13 protein-coding genes and 2 pseudogenes are annotated in these 17,480 nt (G+C 49.9%); 14 read left to right on the plus strand and 1 reads right to left on the minus strand.

Translation table 11 applies throughout. The annotated features are described in order from the left end of the window. Nucleotides 1-151 precede the first annotated feature (151 nt). The 6 genes and pseudogenes from PVOR_RS05835 to PVOR_RS05860 all read left to right on the plus strand — a co-directional run bounded on the left by PVOR_RS05835 (nt 152) and on the right by PVOR_RS05860 (nt 6,675). Nucleotides 152-1,877, plus strand: a pseudogene (locus PVOR_RS05835) (two-component system sensor histidine kinase NtrB). A 327-nt stretch (nt 1,878-2,204) separates the two neighbouring features. Beyond that, nucleotides 2,205-2,639 (plus strand): BrxA/BrxB family bacilliredoxin, encoded by a 435-nt coding sequence (locus PVOR_RS05840; protein ID WP_006208186.1) that lies wholly within the window; start codon nt 2,205-2,207, stop codon nt 2,637-2,639. Nucleotides 2,640-2,753: 114 nt separating this feature from the next. Next, nucleotides 2,754-3,563, plus strand: coding sequence for an ammonia-dependent NAD(+) synthetase (gene nadE, locus PVOR_RS05845; RefSeq protein WP_006208187.1), 810 nt, complete (start codon nt 2,754-2,756; stop codon nt 3,561-3,563). A 255-nt stretch (nt 3,564-3,818) separates the two neighbouring features. Then, nucleotides 3,819-4,211 carry a holo-ACP synthase gene (gene acpS / locus PVOR_RS05850; protein WP_006208188.1) on the plus strand — a complete coding sequence of 131 codons (393 nt, stop codon included), beginning with the start codon at nt 3,819-3,821 and terminating at the stop codon, nt 4,209-4,211. 26 nt (nt 4,212-4,237) lie between these two features. Beyond that, the gene (gene mutY / locus PVOR_RS05855) at nt 4,238-5,380 is read left to right on the plus strand and encodes an A/G-specific adenine glycosylase (protein WP_006208189.1); all 1,143 of its coding nucleotides are present in this window, start codon (nt 4,238-4,240) and stop codon (nt 5,378-5,380) included. Between the two features lie 59 nt (nt 5,381-5,439). Next, complete coding sequence (locus PVOR_RS05860; RefSeq protein ID WP_036638746.1) at nt 5,440-6,675, plus strand: MFS transporter; 1,236 nt, start codon at nt 5,440-5,442, stop codon at nt 6,673-6,675. A 99-nt stretch (nt 6,676-6,774) separates the two neighbouring features. On the opposite strand, the gene PVOR_RS05865 is transcribed toward PVOR_RS05860, so the two are convergent. After that, the gene (locus tag PVOR_RS05865; RefSeq protein ID WP_006208191.1) at nt 6,775-7,383 is read right to left on the minus strand and encodes a superoxide dismutase; all 609 of its coding nucleotides are present in this window, start codon (nt 7,381-7,383) and stop codon (nt 6,775-6,777) included. A gap of 305 nt (nt 7,384-7,688) precedes the next feature. On the opposite strand from PVOR_RS05865, the gene PVOR_RS05870 reads away from it, so the two are divergent. The 8 genes and pseudogenes from PVOR_RS05870 (at nt 7,689) to PVOR_RS05905 (ending at nt 17,460) form a co-directional block, all read left to right on the plus strand. Next, entirely contained in the window at nt 7,689-10,259 is a 2,571-nt protein-coding gene (locus PVOR_RS05870) for a hypothetical protein (protein ID WP_040680253.1), read from the plus strand. A gap of 27 nt (nt 10,260-10,286) precedes the next feature. Beyond that, nucleotides 10,287-11,058 (plus strand): annotated as a pseudogene (locus PVOR_RS05875) (ABC transporter ATP-binding protein). Nucleotides 11,059-11,072: 14 nt separating this feature from the next. After that, nucleotides 11,073-12,401, plus strand: coding sequence for an ABC transporter permease (locus PVOR_RS05880; protein WP_006208195.1), 1,329 nt, complete (start codon nt 11,073-11,075; stop codon nt 12,399-12,401). 33 nt (nt 12,402-12,434) lie between these two features. After that, the gene (locus PVOR_RS05885; protein WP_006208196.1) at nt 12,435-13,523 is read left to right on the plus strand and encodes an efflux RND transporter periplasmic adaptor subunit; all 1,089 of its coding nucleotides are present in this window, start codon (nt 12,435-12,437) and stop codon (nt 13,521-13,523) included. Nucleotides 13,524-13,958: 435 nt separating this feature from the next. Beyond that, nucleotides 13,959-14,381, plus strand: coding sequence for a GNAT family N-acetyltransferase (locus tag PVOR_RS05890; protein ID WP_006208197.1), 423 nt, complete (start codon nt 13,959-13,961; stop codon nt 14,379-14,381). 202 nt (nt 14,382-14,583) lie between these two features. Next, the gene (gene lepB / locus PVOR_RS05895; protein ID WP_006208198.1) at nt 14,584-15,186 is read left to right on the plus strand and encodes a signal peptidase I; all 603 of its coding nucleotides are present in this window, start codon (nt 14,584-14,586) and stop codon (nt 15,184-15,186) included. 40 nt (nt 15,187-15,226) lie between these two features. Further along, nucleotides 15,227-17,080, plus strand: a complete 1,854-nt coding sequence (queG, locus tag PVOR_RS05900; protein WP_006208199.1) for a tRNA epoxyqueuosine(34) reductase QueG — start codon at nt 15,227-15,229, stop codon at nt 17,078-17,080. Between the two features lie 143 nt (nt 17,081-17,223). Further along, a complete protein-coding gene (locus tag PVOR_RS05905; RefSeq protein WP_006208200.1) occupies nt 17,224-17,460 on the plus strand; it encodes a YneF family protein in 237 nt (78 codons plus the stop codon). Nucleotides 17,461-17,480 lie beyond the last annotated feature (20 nt).

The following is a 17,480-nucleotide window of genomic DNA, read 5'->3' on the forward strand; positions in this document are numbered from 1 at the left end:
TATTCGCGAATTAACCCAAACCTCATGAATAGGACGTAAGACGGGGTTTTCTGTTGCTTCAACAGGAACTTACAAGATATTGTAAAATGATGTCGCCTGTGTTTTAATCAGAAATATTAGACACGTTGTCCAATTGAGGTGATTGATCACTGTGCTGAGCCTATGGAAGGATATTTTGCTGCAAGTTTTGCTGTCTGGTACACTCATCTTTCATCTACCCCTTCTCCTCGACAGACATCTCAAGTGGCTGAACAAGAAGAATCCGAATGATCTGCTTCGATTTCACAAGCATATCGTAATTTCGAGCGGAGTCAGCACCGTACTCTGCGTCCTGATTTCAGCGATGAACGAATATTACGTTCCGATCAATCTTGGCGTGATCCCGTTATTTTTAGGCATATTATATGGAAGTCGAAGATCAGGGTTATGTCTTGCCGTCTTGTATATGACAAGCCATGGGCTGATAAACGGCTGGTCGATGATCGACTTCATCCTCAATGTACTGGTCCTGGTTTACTCGCTTCTGCCCTGGATTTCCTCCAATTTCAAGAAAGGCTCCAAGACCGAGAAGATCTGCTGGCTGTGGAGTGCACTGATTCCGGCTATGTTGATCATTGTAGCCTCTCATGCCATTGAAGGAAAGGTTAATAATGATCACCTGAATCCGGATACAATCCTGGTGACCATACTCTATATGCTGATTGGCATCTTTTATTCCGGCATGATTGTGTATTGGATCGAGCTGACCAGCGAGCGTCTGGCCTCAGGCCAATATGACGTGAAGAGTGAAGAAATGATCTCTTTGACAAAAATAATAGAGATGATCCCTTTAGGAATGGTGGCCGTGGATAACAGAGGGAACATCATCGCTTTTAACCAACTTCTTATCCGCAGTTGCAGGAGTGTGTTTCCGAATTTGACGTCCAAAGATGTGATTGGAAGACCGCTGTTCGATTTATTGGACGGTATGATTCAGAAGGAACATCTCCGCAACCGGTTTCTGAAGGCCATGGAGGGAATTGAAAGCACCGGCGAGATTATGCGCAGCCCAACGCGAGTTTATTCAACGGGCATTTATCCGCTTATACATAATGAGAAAGGCGACATCTTGGGTGCGGTGGGTGTTATGGAAGACATCACGGAGCTTGAGAAGCTTCGAACCGAATTTATTAATGTAGAACGACTGAGCCTGGTTGGCCAAATGGCGGCAAGCATTACCCATGAAATTCGTAATCCGATGGCCGTGGTTCGCGGGTTCCTGCAGCTGATGAAGGAGAAGAGCCCGGAGACACTCGATCACTATTACCGGATCGTCATGGAGGAACTGGACCGTGCCAATGGCATCATTAATGTACTTTTTGTCTCTGGCCCAGAACCGGGCTGCCGAGAAGGAAGACTGTCATCTTCATGATATTATCCATGAGCTGAGCCCGCTCTTGTGGGCTGACGCGAACTTGCGTGGACAGAGCATTGAACTGAAGCTCGGAACCCATGTACCCAAGCTGCACCTGAATGCTAAAGAGATGAAACAGCTGATCCTGAATTTGTGCCGCAACGGCATGGAGGCTATGGATGACAAAGGAACGTTGACCCTTGAAACCCGGATCGAAGGGGACCAGGTGCAGCTGTATGTGGCAGATACCGGAACGGGCATGTCGGAGAGCGAGCTGGAGCGTTTGTTTGAGCCCTTCTACACCACGAAGAGTAAGGGAACGGGGCTTGGGCTCGCCCTGTGTATGAGCATTGTTCAGCGGCATCATGGAACGATCGATGTGAAGTCACAGCAAGGCGAGGGAACGGTGTTCATTATCTCATTTTCTGTCCGCTCGTACCCTCAGGGCTTAATGGAATCCCAAAGCGCTGCCGCGTCCGAATAATTAGGAGGATGAATAGGCATCATAAGGCAGAGCTAATGGCAAAGGAGGGATTCGGATGAGTAAAAATGATTCGAAACAGCAGGAGCAGCAGCAGCGCGAAAACAAGGATCGTCGTGGCGAACCCATCGTTGACAAGAAAAAGGATGGAGCCAACTATCCTGCTACCTAGTTTAAACCACCGGAAACAGTTAAAGACGAGCGGTATCCCATTTTGTGATGCTGCTCGTTTTGTATTTTCTTGCTTTCACTCTTTAGGATTGTATAATATAGATATCGATGAGCTGTTATAATTCGAACAATCTTGTTTATATAAGGAGTGAAGCAGTTATGGGTATGTCTTTTGACCGATATATGCGCGATATGGTTCAACCGATGCGGGATGAACTCACCAGTTTGGGAATCAAGGAGCTCACAACTCCTGAAGCGGTAGAGGAAGTGCTGCCAAATGCGCAAGGTACAACACTGGTTGTTGTAAACTCCGTATGCGGATGTGCTGCAGGGCAAGCACGCCCAGGTGTAGCCATAGCGCTTGAGAACCAAGTGAAGCCGGATCATTTGTATACCGTATTCGCTGGACAGGATAAGGAAGCAACGGCAAAAGCCCGTGAGTATTTTGCTCCGTATCCGCCATCCTCACCATCGATTGCTCTGCTGAAGGACGGGGAATTGGTGCACTTTATTGAGCGTCACCAAGTGGAGAACCGTTCCGCAGAAGAAATCGCGGCTGATTTGTCCGACGCATTCAATCGCTACTGCCAGTAAGCTGGCAGTTACATAGGCCCCGAAGCATTCGGCATATTCCGAAGCCGCGGGGCTTTTGTTGTATATGTTACGTACTTAAGAAAGAGAGAGCATACTGAAAGGAGTCTTTGAATCATGAGCCTACAAGAACAAATTATTGCTGAACTGGGTGTCAAACCAACCATTAATGTGGAGGAAGAGGTCAGCAAACGGGTTGATTTTCTGAAAAATTATGTGAAAAACTCAGGCACTTCGGGGCTGCTGATCGCTATTAGCGGCGGGATCGATTCCGCTGTGGCAGCGGGTCTGTGCAAGCGGGCAACCGACGAGCTCACCGAGGAGACTGGCAAGGAATACAAAACACTTGGAGTATTTCAGCCATTCGGTGAACAGGCCGATATTTCCGACAGCTATGCTACGGCCAAAGCCTTCGATCTGAAGCATACCGTGGAGACCAATATCGAGGAAGCTGTAAATGAGATTGCTCTTGAGGTTGAGCATGGTCTGAAAAATATTGGTGTTCATAAACATATCAGTGTTCCCGGCAAAGGCAACGTAAAAGCCAGAGTTCGCATGGTGGTGCAATATGCGCTGGCGTTTGAGCAGAATTTGATTGTTGTCGGGACTGACCATGCGTCTGAGGCCATCACCGGCTTTTACACCAAGTGGGGCGATGGAGCAGTGGACATCACGCCGCTAAGTTCCTTGAACAAACGTCAGGTCCGTATGCTTGCATCCTATTTGGGAGTACCGCAATCGATCCTGGACAAAGCGCCTTCCGCTGGGCTATGGGAAGGACAGACGGATGAGAAAGAGCTCGGAATCAGCTACGATGATAACAGTGACTATTTGGAGGGCAAGACAATCAATCCTGAAGTTCAGGAGAAACTGGAGAGTTATTACGTAAAAACCGCTCACAAGCGCAACACGATTCCAGGAATTTAATATAACGATTTTCAGGCCAAAAAGCCTTTTGGGGGATTACCTTCCAGAAGGCTTTTGTTTTTTATATTCGGGACCCCACACCCCATCAGGATGCGGCTTGAACCGTCTAAACAGATAAAATTTGAAATGACACAAATTGAATGATTTCATGTTGTTGTAACACGACAGTCTCGCGTTGACGTACATCGACTGATACAATATAGTAGTGAGTTTGATTATGGACGGAAGACGGGTTAGTGAAGGAGAGCGGAAGATGTGATTTACGGAATTGGACATGATGTGCTGGACATGAAACGAATGGACATTCTGATGACAGGCCCGCATGGAGAGAAATTCATGGAACGTGTACTTACACAGGGTGAGCGGATAATCGCTGCCCGTAAGGGAGCTAAACGGACGGAGTTTGTTGCCGGGCGCTTTGCTGCCAAGGAAGCGATATCCAAGTCCTTTGGCTGCGGAATCGGTCGCCTGATCGGATTCTGGGACATTGAAGTGCTGCCAAATGGCCTCGGGAAACCCATCGCCACTCTGTCCAAGGAAGCCTGGACACGCCTCGGAATTGACCAACCTGCCGATTACACGATTCATTTGACGATTTCGCATCAGACAGAGCTGGCTTCGGCCTTCGCGGTTGTTGAGACACTATAGTAAGGTTATGAAGGGGATTTATATAGATGTATAACACAGAACTTAAACGATATTTCAGCCAGGAGCTATTGGATTGGTACGAGGTGAATAAAAGGGATCTGCCATGGCGCAGACACCGCGATCCTTATTATATTTGGGTATCGGAAATTATGCTGCAGCAGACCCGGGTGGATACGGTTATTCCATATTTTCATCGGTTTATCGAGCGGTTCCCGACGATCCAATCGCTTGCAGATGCACCGGAGGACGATGTGCTGAAATGCTGGGAGGGTCTAGGGTATTATTCCAGGGCACGCAATCTCCAGGCTGCTGCAAGGCAAGTAACGGAGCTGTATGGTGGCGTTATGCCAAGCGGTAAAGACGAAGTGTCGGGACTAAAAGGCATCGGTCCTTACACTTCAGGCGCCATTCGCAGCATTGCATTCAACATTCCCGCGGCCGCGGTGGATGGTAACGTGATGCGCGTGCTGTCCCGTTATTTTTTGATTGAAGAAGATATTATGAAAGTGAAGACACGTACCAAAATGGAGGAGCTGGTGCTTACTCTGGTCCCTGAGGGACGAGCATCGGATTTTACGCAGGCACTGATGGAGCTGGGGGCATTAATCTGTACGCCGAAGTCGCCCAAATGTCTGGTGTGCCCGGTCATGGAGCACTGCACGGCACGGTATGAGGGCAAGGAGGAGTCCCTTCCGATTAAGACAAAGGCGAAGCCCCCTCGTCCTGAATATCGCCTTACAGCCATCGTAGAGGGTACGGGCGTGCACGAAGGGAAAATCCTGATCCGCAAGCGGCCATCAACCGGCCTGTTGGCAGGAATGTGGGAGCTGCCTCATGTCATTGTGCCGGCATCGGCAAACCCGGCTGTGATGCCCGAGGAGCCGGCTATGAGCCATCTGCAAGGCGCTTTGCTGGAGGAAGGGATTCCAGTTTTGCCAATCGGCCATGTGATGGACGCGGAGCATACCTTTAGCCATATTCATTGGAATATGGGGGTATACCGCTGCACATGGCAGGATGCGCCGATATCTTCCCTGCAAGCCGCAGAAAGCGCAGCAGCGTATGAGACGGGCATCGAGCAATTCCGCTGGATTCACGTGCATGACATGGAACGCTACGCGTTCCCGAACGTGTTCATCCGTATTTTACATTCGTATTTCTCATCTTGAAGCTGTTCTCCTTCCTAGGAGAAGTATAGAAGGAAACAGCATAAGGAGTAGTGAAGCTGTTGCATAGCTGGAAGAATGCGCTGTTGTACATTTTTGGTATCGGGGTTTCCAATCTCGGGAACTGGATCTATCTGGTTGCGATCAATTTGCTTGTGCTGCATATGACAGGCTCTCCTGCTGCCGTGGCTGGATTGTTCATCATCCGGCCGCTTGCAACCTTATTGACTAACTCGTGGGCAGGGAGCATCATTGACCGGATGAATAAGCGCAAGCTTATGATTTCAACCGATATTATTCGGGGTGTCCTGATTGCCACAATCCCTTTTATGTCCTCCGTGTGGGGGATTTATATCATCATGTTCCTGATAAATGTGGCGGGCTCCTTCTTCGGGCCTACCTCAATGACGTATGTCACGAAGTTGATTCCGACAGAGGAACGAAAGCGGTTTAATGCATGGTCCAGCTTTACTACTTCCGGAGCCGTACTGCTGGGTCCCGCTATATCCGGACTATTGATCGCTTATACGGATATTCGAATCAGCATTGTTATTAATGCGGTATCATTCTTTATCTGCGCACTGGTCATTTACTTTCTTCCCGATGTGGATGGGGAGGAATTGGATGGCAGCAAACGGAATGTCATCACGATGAAGACACTCCTTCAGGACTGGATCGCTGTCATTGATTTCGGCAAAGCCGCGAAATATTTCATGCTGGTCTACCTGTTGTTTCAATGCGCGATGCTGCTCGGATTTGCGCTCGATTCCCAGGAGGCAACCTTCATTAAACAAGTGCTGCTGCTCGGAGATGAGGATTACGGTTTGCTTATAAGTGTAGCAGGAGCAGGGTATTTGGCAGGCTCGGCGGCAGCGTCTCTATCGGTAAAATGGCTGTCGCTGCGTATGTTTATCGGAGCTGGCGTCCTGCTGTCGAGTGCGGGTTATATGATTTTCTATGCAGCTTCCGGCCTTGTGACTGCAGTAATCGGATTTATCATTTTTGGTTTTTTCTCTTCGTATGCCAATGCGGGGTTTACCACATTCTTTCAAAATCAGGTGCCTATCGATCTGATGGGACGCTTCACCAGCGTGACCCGTATGTTGGAAGGAATGCTTCAGATCGCTCTTACGCTTCTGCTAGGCTTTGCAGCTGATGTATGGTCACTGCAGGCCGTCTGCCTGATCGGTGCAGGTGCAGCGGTTCTTATCTCGGTCGTATTATGGGGTGTCATCTATGCACCATCCAAAGTCCGCTATTACGAGTCCGATAAGGTGACGGCGACCGGCATCCATTAAATCGATAGTCGTAGACATCAAAAAAAGGCTGCTACAGCGGTAGACATGATCTACAGCTGTAAGCAGCCTTTTTGTATGCATCGGCTTAGTTAAACGATATTACTTCGCGTTATCGTAGCGTTTGCCGACTTCTTCCCAGTTGACTACATTCCAGAAAGCGGAGATGTAATCAGGGCGTTTGTTTTGATAGTTCAGGTAGTAAGCATGCTCCCAAACGTCAAGGCCAAGGACAGGTGTTTGACCTTCCATGATCGGGCTGTCTTGGTTAGGTGTGCTGGTTACTGCCAATTTGCCGTCTTTAACAACGAGCCAAGCCCAGCCGCTGCCGAAACGTGTTGTAGCTGCTTTTGCGAAATCTTCTTTGAATTTATCGAAGCCGCCCAGTTCATTGTTGATAGCATCAGCCAATGCGCCAGTCGGTTGTCCGCCGCCATTAGGTCCGATAACTTCCCAGAACAGGGAGTGGTTTGCATGGCCGCCGCCGTTGTTACGAACTGCTGTGCGGATGCTTTCTGGAACAGCGTCAAGGTTAGCAATCAGTTCTTCAAGGGATTTGTCTTGAAGCTCAGGAGCGTTCTCAAGCGCAGCGTTCAAGTTCGTTACGTAGGTATTATGGTGGCGATCGTGGTGGATCTCCATCGTTTGTGCGTCGATATGAGGCTCGAGCGCGTTGTTTGCGTAAGGAAGTGCTGGTAATTGAAATGCCATAATAAAAACCTCCTGTAAATTTAGTTTTTGGTTATGATGAAAGGTCTTCCTTCATCAGGAAGTCTTTATCATCCCGGAGCAATGAGATATGTAATCCGGCTACACTACATATATTAAACCGTTTTGGGTGATTAAATCAACTTTTATGTTTGAAAAGTCCGAAAGACCTGATAAATCAGCAAAAATTTATGAAGAACTTTCCTGTGAAACTTGTCGTTATATATATGACCATGGACACAAGTCGATGACATCTGCATGGGACAATGAAAGGGATATGCCGAGGTAGAAGGGAGTCGTTTCAAAACATGAGTAGTACAAAGTTCAGAGTGACTGCCGTCTTAATGGCTGCAATTCTGGCAGCGGCACCGCAAGCAGAGGCAGTGGCAGCTAAGACGGGGCCATCGCAAGTCACGAAATCCAATTCGCAGAATCATGCAGTGCCTGCATGGAACGTAACGCTTGGCAATAACGTTACGGCAACGCTGGAGCATGCCGACGGATGGCAGCAAAACGGCACATATGTTGCAGTGTTTACCCTGAAGTACAAAAACGGGGGCAAGAGCTCCGCACGGCTGGTATCCTATTTTCCTAAGGTGGTGCTACCCGGCGGTTCTGTGACAGCTGCTAATCCAATTACCAGAGATCTTGCCAAGAAGAAGATTGAACCGGGTCAGAGCCTCAGCGTGACCTACTATGCCAAAACCGAAGGCAACTCCTTATCCGGCATGAAGCTGGTGATGGACGTATGGAATCCGAAAGCCAAAGGCTACCTGCAGCGTGTCGGAACGTACAGATTGCCTGCCAATTATTCGGCAGCTGCCGCACCGGGATCGAGTACCAAGCTGCAATTGGGCGGTACGCCGGTTACCGTTCAGGCGGAATCGCTGGAGATCATTAAGTATGACGGCAAAGTGATAGCCAAAGTCGGCATGTACATGACAAACCATGGCGGGAAAGTGTGGAGCGACCGCGGTTTCGAACCTCATCTGGTGACAGCAAGCGGCAATTCATTCCTTCTTCATCACGAAGCAGGTACAGAGGGGGTACCCATCCAGCCGAAAGAGAAGAAATTGGTATATTACATAACGGAAATTCCCTCTTATCTTAAATCGGCCGGTTTGCGTTTCCTATGGACCGAAAACGACGACACACTGAAGCTCACCTTGCCGGTCGAGTCCTTTAAGCTGCCAGCGGCAACAGCTCCTAAATGGGATATCGCGGCGGGGGCAGCCAAGAAGATGACGATCAAGGGGATTCCGGTTGAAGCCAGAATCAGGCAGGCTTCGCTGCGTTCCTCCGGGGGCGAGGGCATATGGAACATCGAGATGTCTTTCAAGAACAAAGGCAAGAAATCGGTGGCAGTGCCGGGTTATGATTTTGCGATTAAAGCCTCGGAAGGCTCCTTCCATCCTTACAATCCGGATAACAAAGTGGGTCTGACACTGCGACCTGGCGAAGAGAAAACGATGTCGATGGAAATTTCGCTTCCGCTTGAGCTCAAGCAGGACAAGCTGAAGCTGCAAATGATTGAATCCTCTGCCGGGGATGATCCTTCAACCCAAACCCCTGCTAATCCGGCCGAGCCGGGCAGCGAATCGGCGTCAGGAGCTCAGGAGAAAGTGGCCCTGCCGATTGCCTATTTTGACATTTCGTATCAAACGGAGCGCAAGGCTTCCATCGGTGTCGAATACGGCGCGCAGTCTGCCCAGGGATTTGCTTACACGCTTGTATCCATGCAGCGTCTCCCATGGCAGGATACAGATCTCATTGTTGCCAAGCTGCGTCTGCGAAATACTCAGGAATCCAAATCGCTGCCGCTGCCTGAGCTTAAGGCAAACGTCACATCGGACGAAAAAACGGTGTTGACCGGCTCTGAGGTTATTGCAGAGGAACAGGGCTCTTTGATTGCCCCCGGGTCATCAACAGAGGTGTATGTCATGGCGCGGATCCCTTATACCAAGGACATCCGTTCGCTCCGCTTCGAGCTGTTTACCCAGAAAGATACAGCTAAATCTTCTTTCCTGACCGTAACCACTTCAGGAGCCACGCAGTCGATTGAAGTGCTGGAGAAGGGAAAACCCTACTCGGTTACCGTTATCGGTAAACGTGCAGATGCGCAGGAGCGACGGACCGTGATCTATGAGGGGGTAGATACCGACATTGTCTATTCCGAGCTGTTGCTGACCAGCAATGAACAGCGCCGTGTACAAGCGGCCATGCTGAAAGGGTATTTCCAGAGCGCGGACGGAATGATTTACGAAGCGGACACCATTCAGCCGGAAGCCGCGCTACAGCCAGGGTCCAAGCAGTCCGTTGTCTTTTGGGCAAGGGTGCCAAAAGGGGTATCGGGCGAACTGGGACTAGCTCTTGGCACGGCGATGTCCGGCGGCAAGCTTGCGGAAACGGGGAAAGACATTACCGGTGTGATGGGCGTGAAGAAACTGATGCTGAATCCGGTGAGACCGGCAGCAAGCTCCGGGCTGACGCAGCTCGATTGGTATCCTTACAACGTCTCCGTCACGAAGGCGTCAGGGCATTTGCAGGAAGGCAGCTCTTCCATTTCGCTGAATGTCACGTTTGACGTGAAACGCAGCGAGAGCATTACTGCCGCGGATTCCGGCCACAAGCTGATTCTGATCATCAAAGACGTGCTGGGACAGACACAGGAGCGCACACTTACGCCAGGTACGGATATCCAGGTGCCGGGTACTCGGTCTATGTCGATCGAGTTGACGGACGATCAATATAAAAGACTTCGCGGCGGATGGTTTAACCTGACCCTTGTGGACGAATTCCAGAATGAGCGAATCACGCTTGGCAGCCAAAGCTATAATCTGACATTCCAGCCTACTGTGGATCCGAATGAGGAGAGATAGATTAAGAATCGGAAAGGAACAGCGAACATGTTGCGTTTGGAAAATGTATCGCACAGCTTTAAAAACGGCAACGAAGTGTTAAAGGTGCTTCATAACATCCAGTTTGAAGTCCAGAAGGGAGAGATGATTGCTCTCCTCGGCAGCTCAGGGTCGGGCAAGTCGACGCTGCTCAACTTGATGGCTGGACTGATGAAGCCCACGGAGGGCCATATTTATATTGCCGATCAGGATATTGTCAAATACGGGGAGAACAAACTTGCCGTCTTTAGGCGCAAGCATATCGGATTTATATTTCAGGCCTACGAGCTTATTCCGACCCTGACGGTACGGGAAAACGTGGAGCTGCCGCTTGTTTTTCAGTCCGTTTCACCGTCCAAGCGCCGGAAGAAAGCGATGGAGCTTCTGGAGATGACGGGAATTGGCGATAAGGCAGCACTGTACCCTTCCCAATTGTCCGGCGGACAGCAGCAGCGCGTCAGTATTTCGCGCTCGCTGATCACGGAGCCTTCCGTCATTTTTGCGGTACGAGCCGACAGGCAATCTGGACACCAAAACGGAAGAGGAAATCATCCGGATTATGATGGCGCTGAATGAGTCCATGAATACGACATTTGTCATCGTTACCCATGAGATGGAAGTTGCGGCTCAAATGAAAAAAACGATCATGCTCCGTGACGGTTACTTAGTTCAACCGGAGGAATATACGAGACCGGCAGCAGGAGGCTCTAAGGCGCCTAATGCCTCATCGCTTCCGTCCGGTGTCGAGGTTCATTCGGAGGGGGCAGGTGAAGTCAGCTGAAAATTCTAGACAGCATGCGGCTGGCATGGGGGCAGATCAAGCGCCGCAAAGTAGTGACAGCCCTGTGCATGACCGGTATTTCCATTGGATGTGCGGCAATCATTGTTGCGATCAGCATTGGCAACGCCGCCCAGGGTTATTTGGAGACCGAGATTATAGGCGGTATGAAGCTGGATGAGATTACGGTGACCCCGCAGGGCAGCAGTGGACCCGGAGAGGGGGGCGGCGCTGCCGGTGGGGAGCGTGGATTGCTTACGGATGATAAGGTTCAGGTGATTCAGGGCTTTAATCATGTCAAATCCGTTATCGCGACCAAGCAGCTTGGATATTTCCGATCCATTTCGTCCGACAATCTGATTAGCGAAGGTGTTAATGTAGTGGCCGTGGACCTGTCCAAACTCAAAGAGCAGGGACACAGGTTCAAGGAGGGTGGTGCGCTTGAGCAGATAGGCGCCGTCGTCCTCAATTATGGAGCCACAACAGGATGGAAGGATGCAGAGACAAGCGAGAGATTGACCAATATGATGAATACCGATCCCAACAATCCGAAGCTGTGGGAAGAATTCCAGATGTATGAGGGCACCGTGACGGACATGAGCGGCAAAAGCATTCAGCTTGAGCAGATGGACAACGAAAAGAAGCTGCTGGGTCCGCAGATGTACGTAGGGGGTGTGCTGGATGTGCCTACGGGGCGGGAAGCCCAGTTTGCCATCTACGACAGGCAGGCCTATGTTTCCTTTGATACGGCTGAATGGCTTGCAGACAGCCTGAATTTGCAAAATGGGACGGCTTCCAAGCAGCGGGTATACGACAGCGTAACGGTCAAAGTGGATGACCTGCAGAATATTAAACCACTTGAGGATTTGATATCAAAACTTGCGCTTAATGCAAGCGACAATCTGGCGATGCGCGATCAGATCGCTTCCCAATTGGACACATTCAAGGCGATTGCACTGGGCGTAGGCGTATTTATTCTATTGCTGGCCTCCATTTCGATCATTGTAGCCATGACAATGTCTACGCATCAGCGCCGCCGGCAAATCGGCATTATGAAGGTCTTGGGGGCGAATATGCCGCAAATCCGCAATATGTTTATCGTGGAGGCCAGTCTGCTCGGTTTGCTTGGCGGTTTGCTTGGCATCGTGTTCGCGTATTTGATCATCAACGGGTTGAATTCATTCATTACAGCTTCTGCAGGGATGTCGGGGCTGCAGATTGCAGTTACGCTGGGCACGCTGCCCATCGGCATCGCATTCGCGGTGATGACCGGAATCCTCTCGGGGATTTATCCGGCGATCAGCGCAGCAAGAACAAATGCGCTCCTTGCCATTAAGCGGGATTAGGATTATGAGCATCGGAAAGGAAGCTAAATCGGTATGATCAAAAAAATCATAAAATGGACAATTATCGTGGCTGTGCTGGGTGTGGTGGGTTATTGGGGATATGGACAGGTGAAACCGAAAGAGCCTGAAATTCCGATGATGGAAGAACCCCAGGTCATCTCGTTTCCCGTAACCGAGGAAACCATCACTTCGACCGTGCAGGTCAAGGGAACGTCCGAGTACGGACGGGAGACGAATGTGTACGCCCCTTTTGAAGCGAAGGTCGAGTCATGGAGCGTAGAGAATGGCCAGCAGATCAAGCAGGGCGATACACTCTTTAAATTGGAGCAAACAGCGATCCGCCAGCAGCTTCAGCAGAAAGAGGCCGAACTGCAGAAGAAGAAGCTGGAGCAGGAACTGAAGGAATTCACGCTGAATCAGGACCTGGATAACGCGCCAGTCGGGGCAACCGAGGCCGAGCGTCTGAAAATGCTGGCAGACCAGGAAAATGCGCGGCTGAGCAGCCAGCTGGACGAAGTGAACAATGATATTGAACGACAGACGATGAATGATCTGAATGATAGACTGAAGAAGTCCACATATCAATCTCCGGCTACGGGGTTGTTTCTGTTCGACCCGACACAGCAGGTGCCGCAATCGGTCACGGCGAACCAGTATATCGGTAAAATCGTCGATCTGGATTCCCTCCGGTTCGTGGCATATGTAGGGGAGAACGAGGTGTTCAACATTAAACCGGATATGGCGGTTGAGGTGAAGATGCCTTCCATCAAGGATTTGAAGCTGAAGGGGAAAGTGCTGGAGGTGGCCAAATTCGCTGAGGCAACCGCCCAGGAAAAACAAACGTCTCAGACACCGCAGTTCAAGGTGATTGTCTCGCTGCCTAAGAATGACCGCTTGATCGGCGGATTGACGCTTAACGGAGACATTGTGACCAAGCGGAAGGACAAAGCCGTTGTCGTTCCCAAACTCGCCGTCATGACGGATGGGGGTAAATCATACGTCATGGTGGATAGGGGCGGCGGTCAAATTGAACGTCAGGATATTGAGACCGGTATGCAAACTCTCGACAAAATCGAAGTCCTGTCAGGACTGAAATCGGGCGATACCGTGGTTCTCCAGTAAAAATAGAAATCGATTACGCAGCGTTCTTAACGGCATATAGCCGGGAGGACGCTGCTTTTCTATTCGTACCCTTCCCAATAAGATAAGCAGAGGATTTAGTGGGTCGCTTTGTAAAATTAGTACAGATACAAAAAGCATGTATAGAAAGTATTGGAGTTGATTTTTACAGTGCGCTAACAGTTTTCAGCAGGAAACAGCATATACATTCAACAAAAATATGGAAGTAAATCCATCAATAAAAATGTAACCGCTTCAGATAAAGCGCTTACAGAAGAAAACTCGTGAATTTACGAGAAAGATGTGGTTTAATGGACAAGGAAACAGGATTTTCGCGTTTTTTGTAGTAAACACAAATGTCAGGTTTGCGTTAACGGAATACTAGATCTTTGTAAACCGGGTAAACCGCATCATGCTAACGAAAAGGGAGATTTTGAAATGCATGTTCGTTCCTTTCAGTTGAGTGACTGTACCCCCGTAACCGAGCTACTACAGATTGCTTTATCGGAAGACTGCTACGAAAACACGATGGAGCCCTTCTCCAGACAGCTCGCTTGGGACTCTGATCTGATTATGGTGGCTGAAGAAAACGGTGAAATCGTTGGTGCCCTAATTGGTACGATCGAACGCAATCATGGTTGTTATTACCGCATTGCCATTCATCCTGACTATCGCAGAAAAGGAATTGGCAAGGCTCTGATATCGGCGATGGAACAGCGTTTTCAATCACGTAAGGTCAGTCGGATTATGGTAGCCGGAGACGAGCACAACGCCGCAGCCATGCCATTTTATGAAGCCATGGGATACGGTGCCAGCCAAATCCTGCGGTCGTTCCAGAAGCTCAGTATCCTAGGTCAATAGTTGAACGACTAGCGGTACATACGAGCCACGTAAAACGGCGGCTTTAAGCTTCGACAGAGATAAGAAACGACATTTTTTCTATATGAAGCATATCTACCGGCCGTTGCAAATGGTTGGGAGATATGCTTTTCTATTAATGTACCTTTTTTGAGGGTGCCGCCGTCGGAGCTTGTAGGCGAAATCGAAGTAAGGTAGGTGCAGTATGGGACAAGTGATTCCTCCGGATTCAACTGAGAATGGCGAGAACAACGGACCACAGAATCAACCCAGCAAGAAGAACGGGTGGGCAGCCGAGCTTTGGGACTGGGTAAAGACGATTACGATTGCATTTGTTATTATGGTGCTTCTAAATATGTTTGTGTTCAACCTGTCCATGGTTAAAGGTGAATCAATGCAGCCGACACTGGTAGCATCGGAGCGGCTATTTATTAATAAAGTAGTGTATCGCTTTGCAGAACCGAGTCATGGTGATGTCATCGTGCTTAAGGATCCAAGCGATGGTCCAGACAAGAAGGAGTTTTTGGTGAAGCGTATTGTCGGCGTTCCAGGGGATACCATTGAAGTAAAGGATCAGACGCTGTATGTTAACGGTGTGGCCAAGGAGGAAGGATACACCGATGTTGCGATCGAAGATCCAGGCTTTGAGCCTGTTACCCTCGAGGAGGGACGGTATTTTGTTATGGGAGATAACCGTCATCTCGGAAAGAGCAAGGACAGCCGCATGTTTGGCAGTGTGAAGGAAAGCGACATTGTAGGCAGGGCGGAATTCATATTCTGGCCGCTGTCCGAGATCAAAAAGCTGTAGCTGCCAATGGACATCATCCCAGGAAAGGAGGCGCTGGAGAATGACCTACACACTCGGCTCGTACGCTCCTCCGCCTTCGGTTTGGGAGGAGCTCAAACAGGAACTGAAATCCGTTGCCCCAGAGCTTGGTATTGATGATATCGGCTTTGCTTCGGCGGAACCGTTTCAGTCCTTGAAGGGAGTCCTGCAGAATCATCGGGACAAAGGTTATGAATCCGGGTTTGAAGAGCCGGATCTGGATAAGAGGGTTACTCCGGCTCTCCCGGGAAACGAGCCCATGTCCTTAATCGCGATTGCGATAACGTACCATTCCAAAATGGACAACCCGCCAAAATCGGAGCCTGGAAAGTACAGGGGAATTATGGCGCGTTCTGCTTGGGGCAGAGATTACCATCAGGTGCTTCGGGAGGCCATGAGCCGTCTGGAGGCTTTTATAAGAGAACGGGTACCGGATGCAAGACTTGAAAGCATGGTCGATACGGGAGCGCTTGTCGACCGGGCGGTTTCCCAGCGTGCAGGCATTGGCTTTAGTGCTAAGAACTGTGCCATCATATCTCCGAAGTTAGGCTCCTGGATATTCCTTGGCGAGATGATCACCAATATCCCGTTTCCGCCGGATACGCCGGTTACCGAGGACTGCGGGGAATGCACCAAGTGCATCGATGCTTGCCCTACCGGAGCGCTTGTGGGCCCGGGGCAGCTTAACGCCCAGCGCTGTATTTCTTTTTTGACCCAAACCAAAGGGTTTCTGGACGAAGAAGTCATGCGCAAGATTGGCAACCGGCTGTACGGCTGTGATACCTGTCAGATTGTTTGTCCGAAGAATCGGGGCAAGAACTGGACTCATCAAGAGGCCTTCAAACCCGATCCTGAAAAAGCCAAGCCGCTGCTCCTGCCGATCCTTGATTTAAGCAACCGTGAATTCAAGGAAACGTTCGGAGATACATCTGCCGCTTGGCGCGGCCGAAAGCCGATACAGCGCAACGCTGTCATCGCGCTTGGCAACTTTAAAGATATTTCAGCTGTACCGAAGCTGAGCGAAGTACTGCTGAAAGACCCGCGCCCGGAGCTGCGGGGAACCGCTGCATGGGCTCTGGGCCGTATTGGAGGCGAAGAAGCGTTGAACAACTTAGAGAAAAGCATGAAATCAGAAGGGGATTCCCAAGTACGAGATATGCTGCAGCAAGCCTTGAATAAATTGAAGCCTGAATCGAATGAGAAAGAGGCCCCAACTGAGGCGCAAGCCGGGGGAGAAGCTTTATCCAGTGGCAACGCGTTGCCGGCTTCCCCGGATAAGGGAGATAAGCCGGAACAGGAGAGCCCCGCCATTCATGGAGTAGAGCCTATGGCCATTCCGGAAGGCGGACCCGAAGTTTTGTATTATGACGAAATTCAATCGCCGATCGGACCTTTAACGGTTTGTTCAACGGAGAAGGGACTTTGTCTGATTGAGTTCGGCAGCTTCTATGTAAAGGAAGCAGTCATCCAGCAGTGGTCTCGGACCTGGGCCGGCAACGGCGGTTACCAGCGGGACGAGGCGAGGTTAGCTCCTGCGACAGCGCAGCTGGAACGGTATTTTTCAGGTGAGCTGAAGGAGTTCGACATTGGGCTGGATATGCGGGGAACCTCATTCCAATTGCAAGTATGGGAAGCTCTGAAATCCATTCCTTACGGGACGGTTTGTTCTTATAAGGATATAGCCGAATCCATCGGTCGTCCAAAAGCCGTGCGTGCGGTAGGCGGTGCAAACAACAAAAATCCTGTGCCGATTATCGTGCCATGCCACCGGGTGATTGGAACCGACGGGGCGCTGATTGGATATGCCGGCGGCCCGGAAATTAAACGTACCTTGTTAACGCTGGAAGGGGCTATGCCTGACCGGAAAGGGTCGTAAGGGATCTAAGGTGCCATCATGGGACTGCCTGGCTGCTATATATCCGTTATTTTCATTTGCTGTGTCGAAAAGGACATGCTATGATAGGTTCGTATATGCGCCATTAAATGGTAAATATTAGTATAGTAGAAGGTGGTCAAGTGATGAACTATGTCATTCCGATTATTACATTGATCGTGGGTCTGGTTGGCGGATTTTTCATCGGTGTATTCTATCTCCGCAAGCAGCTGGAGAAGATGCAGAATGATCCGCAAATGCTGCAGAAGATGGCCAAACAAATGGGGTACAACATGAACGGCAAGCAAATGCAGCGTGCGCAGCAAATGATGAAAAATCAGCCAATGCCTGGTAAAGGTCAAGGTCGTAAACGCAAATCATAATGCCAGAAGGCCCGCTCGCG

Source organism: Paenibacillus vortex V453 (genome assembly GCF_000193415.1).
Lineage (GTDB): Bacteria > Bacillota > Bacilli > Paenibacillales > Paenibacillaceae > Paenibacillus_AQ > Paenibacillus_AQ glucanolyticus.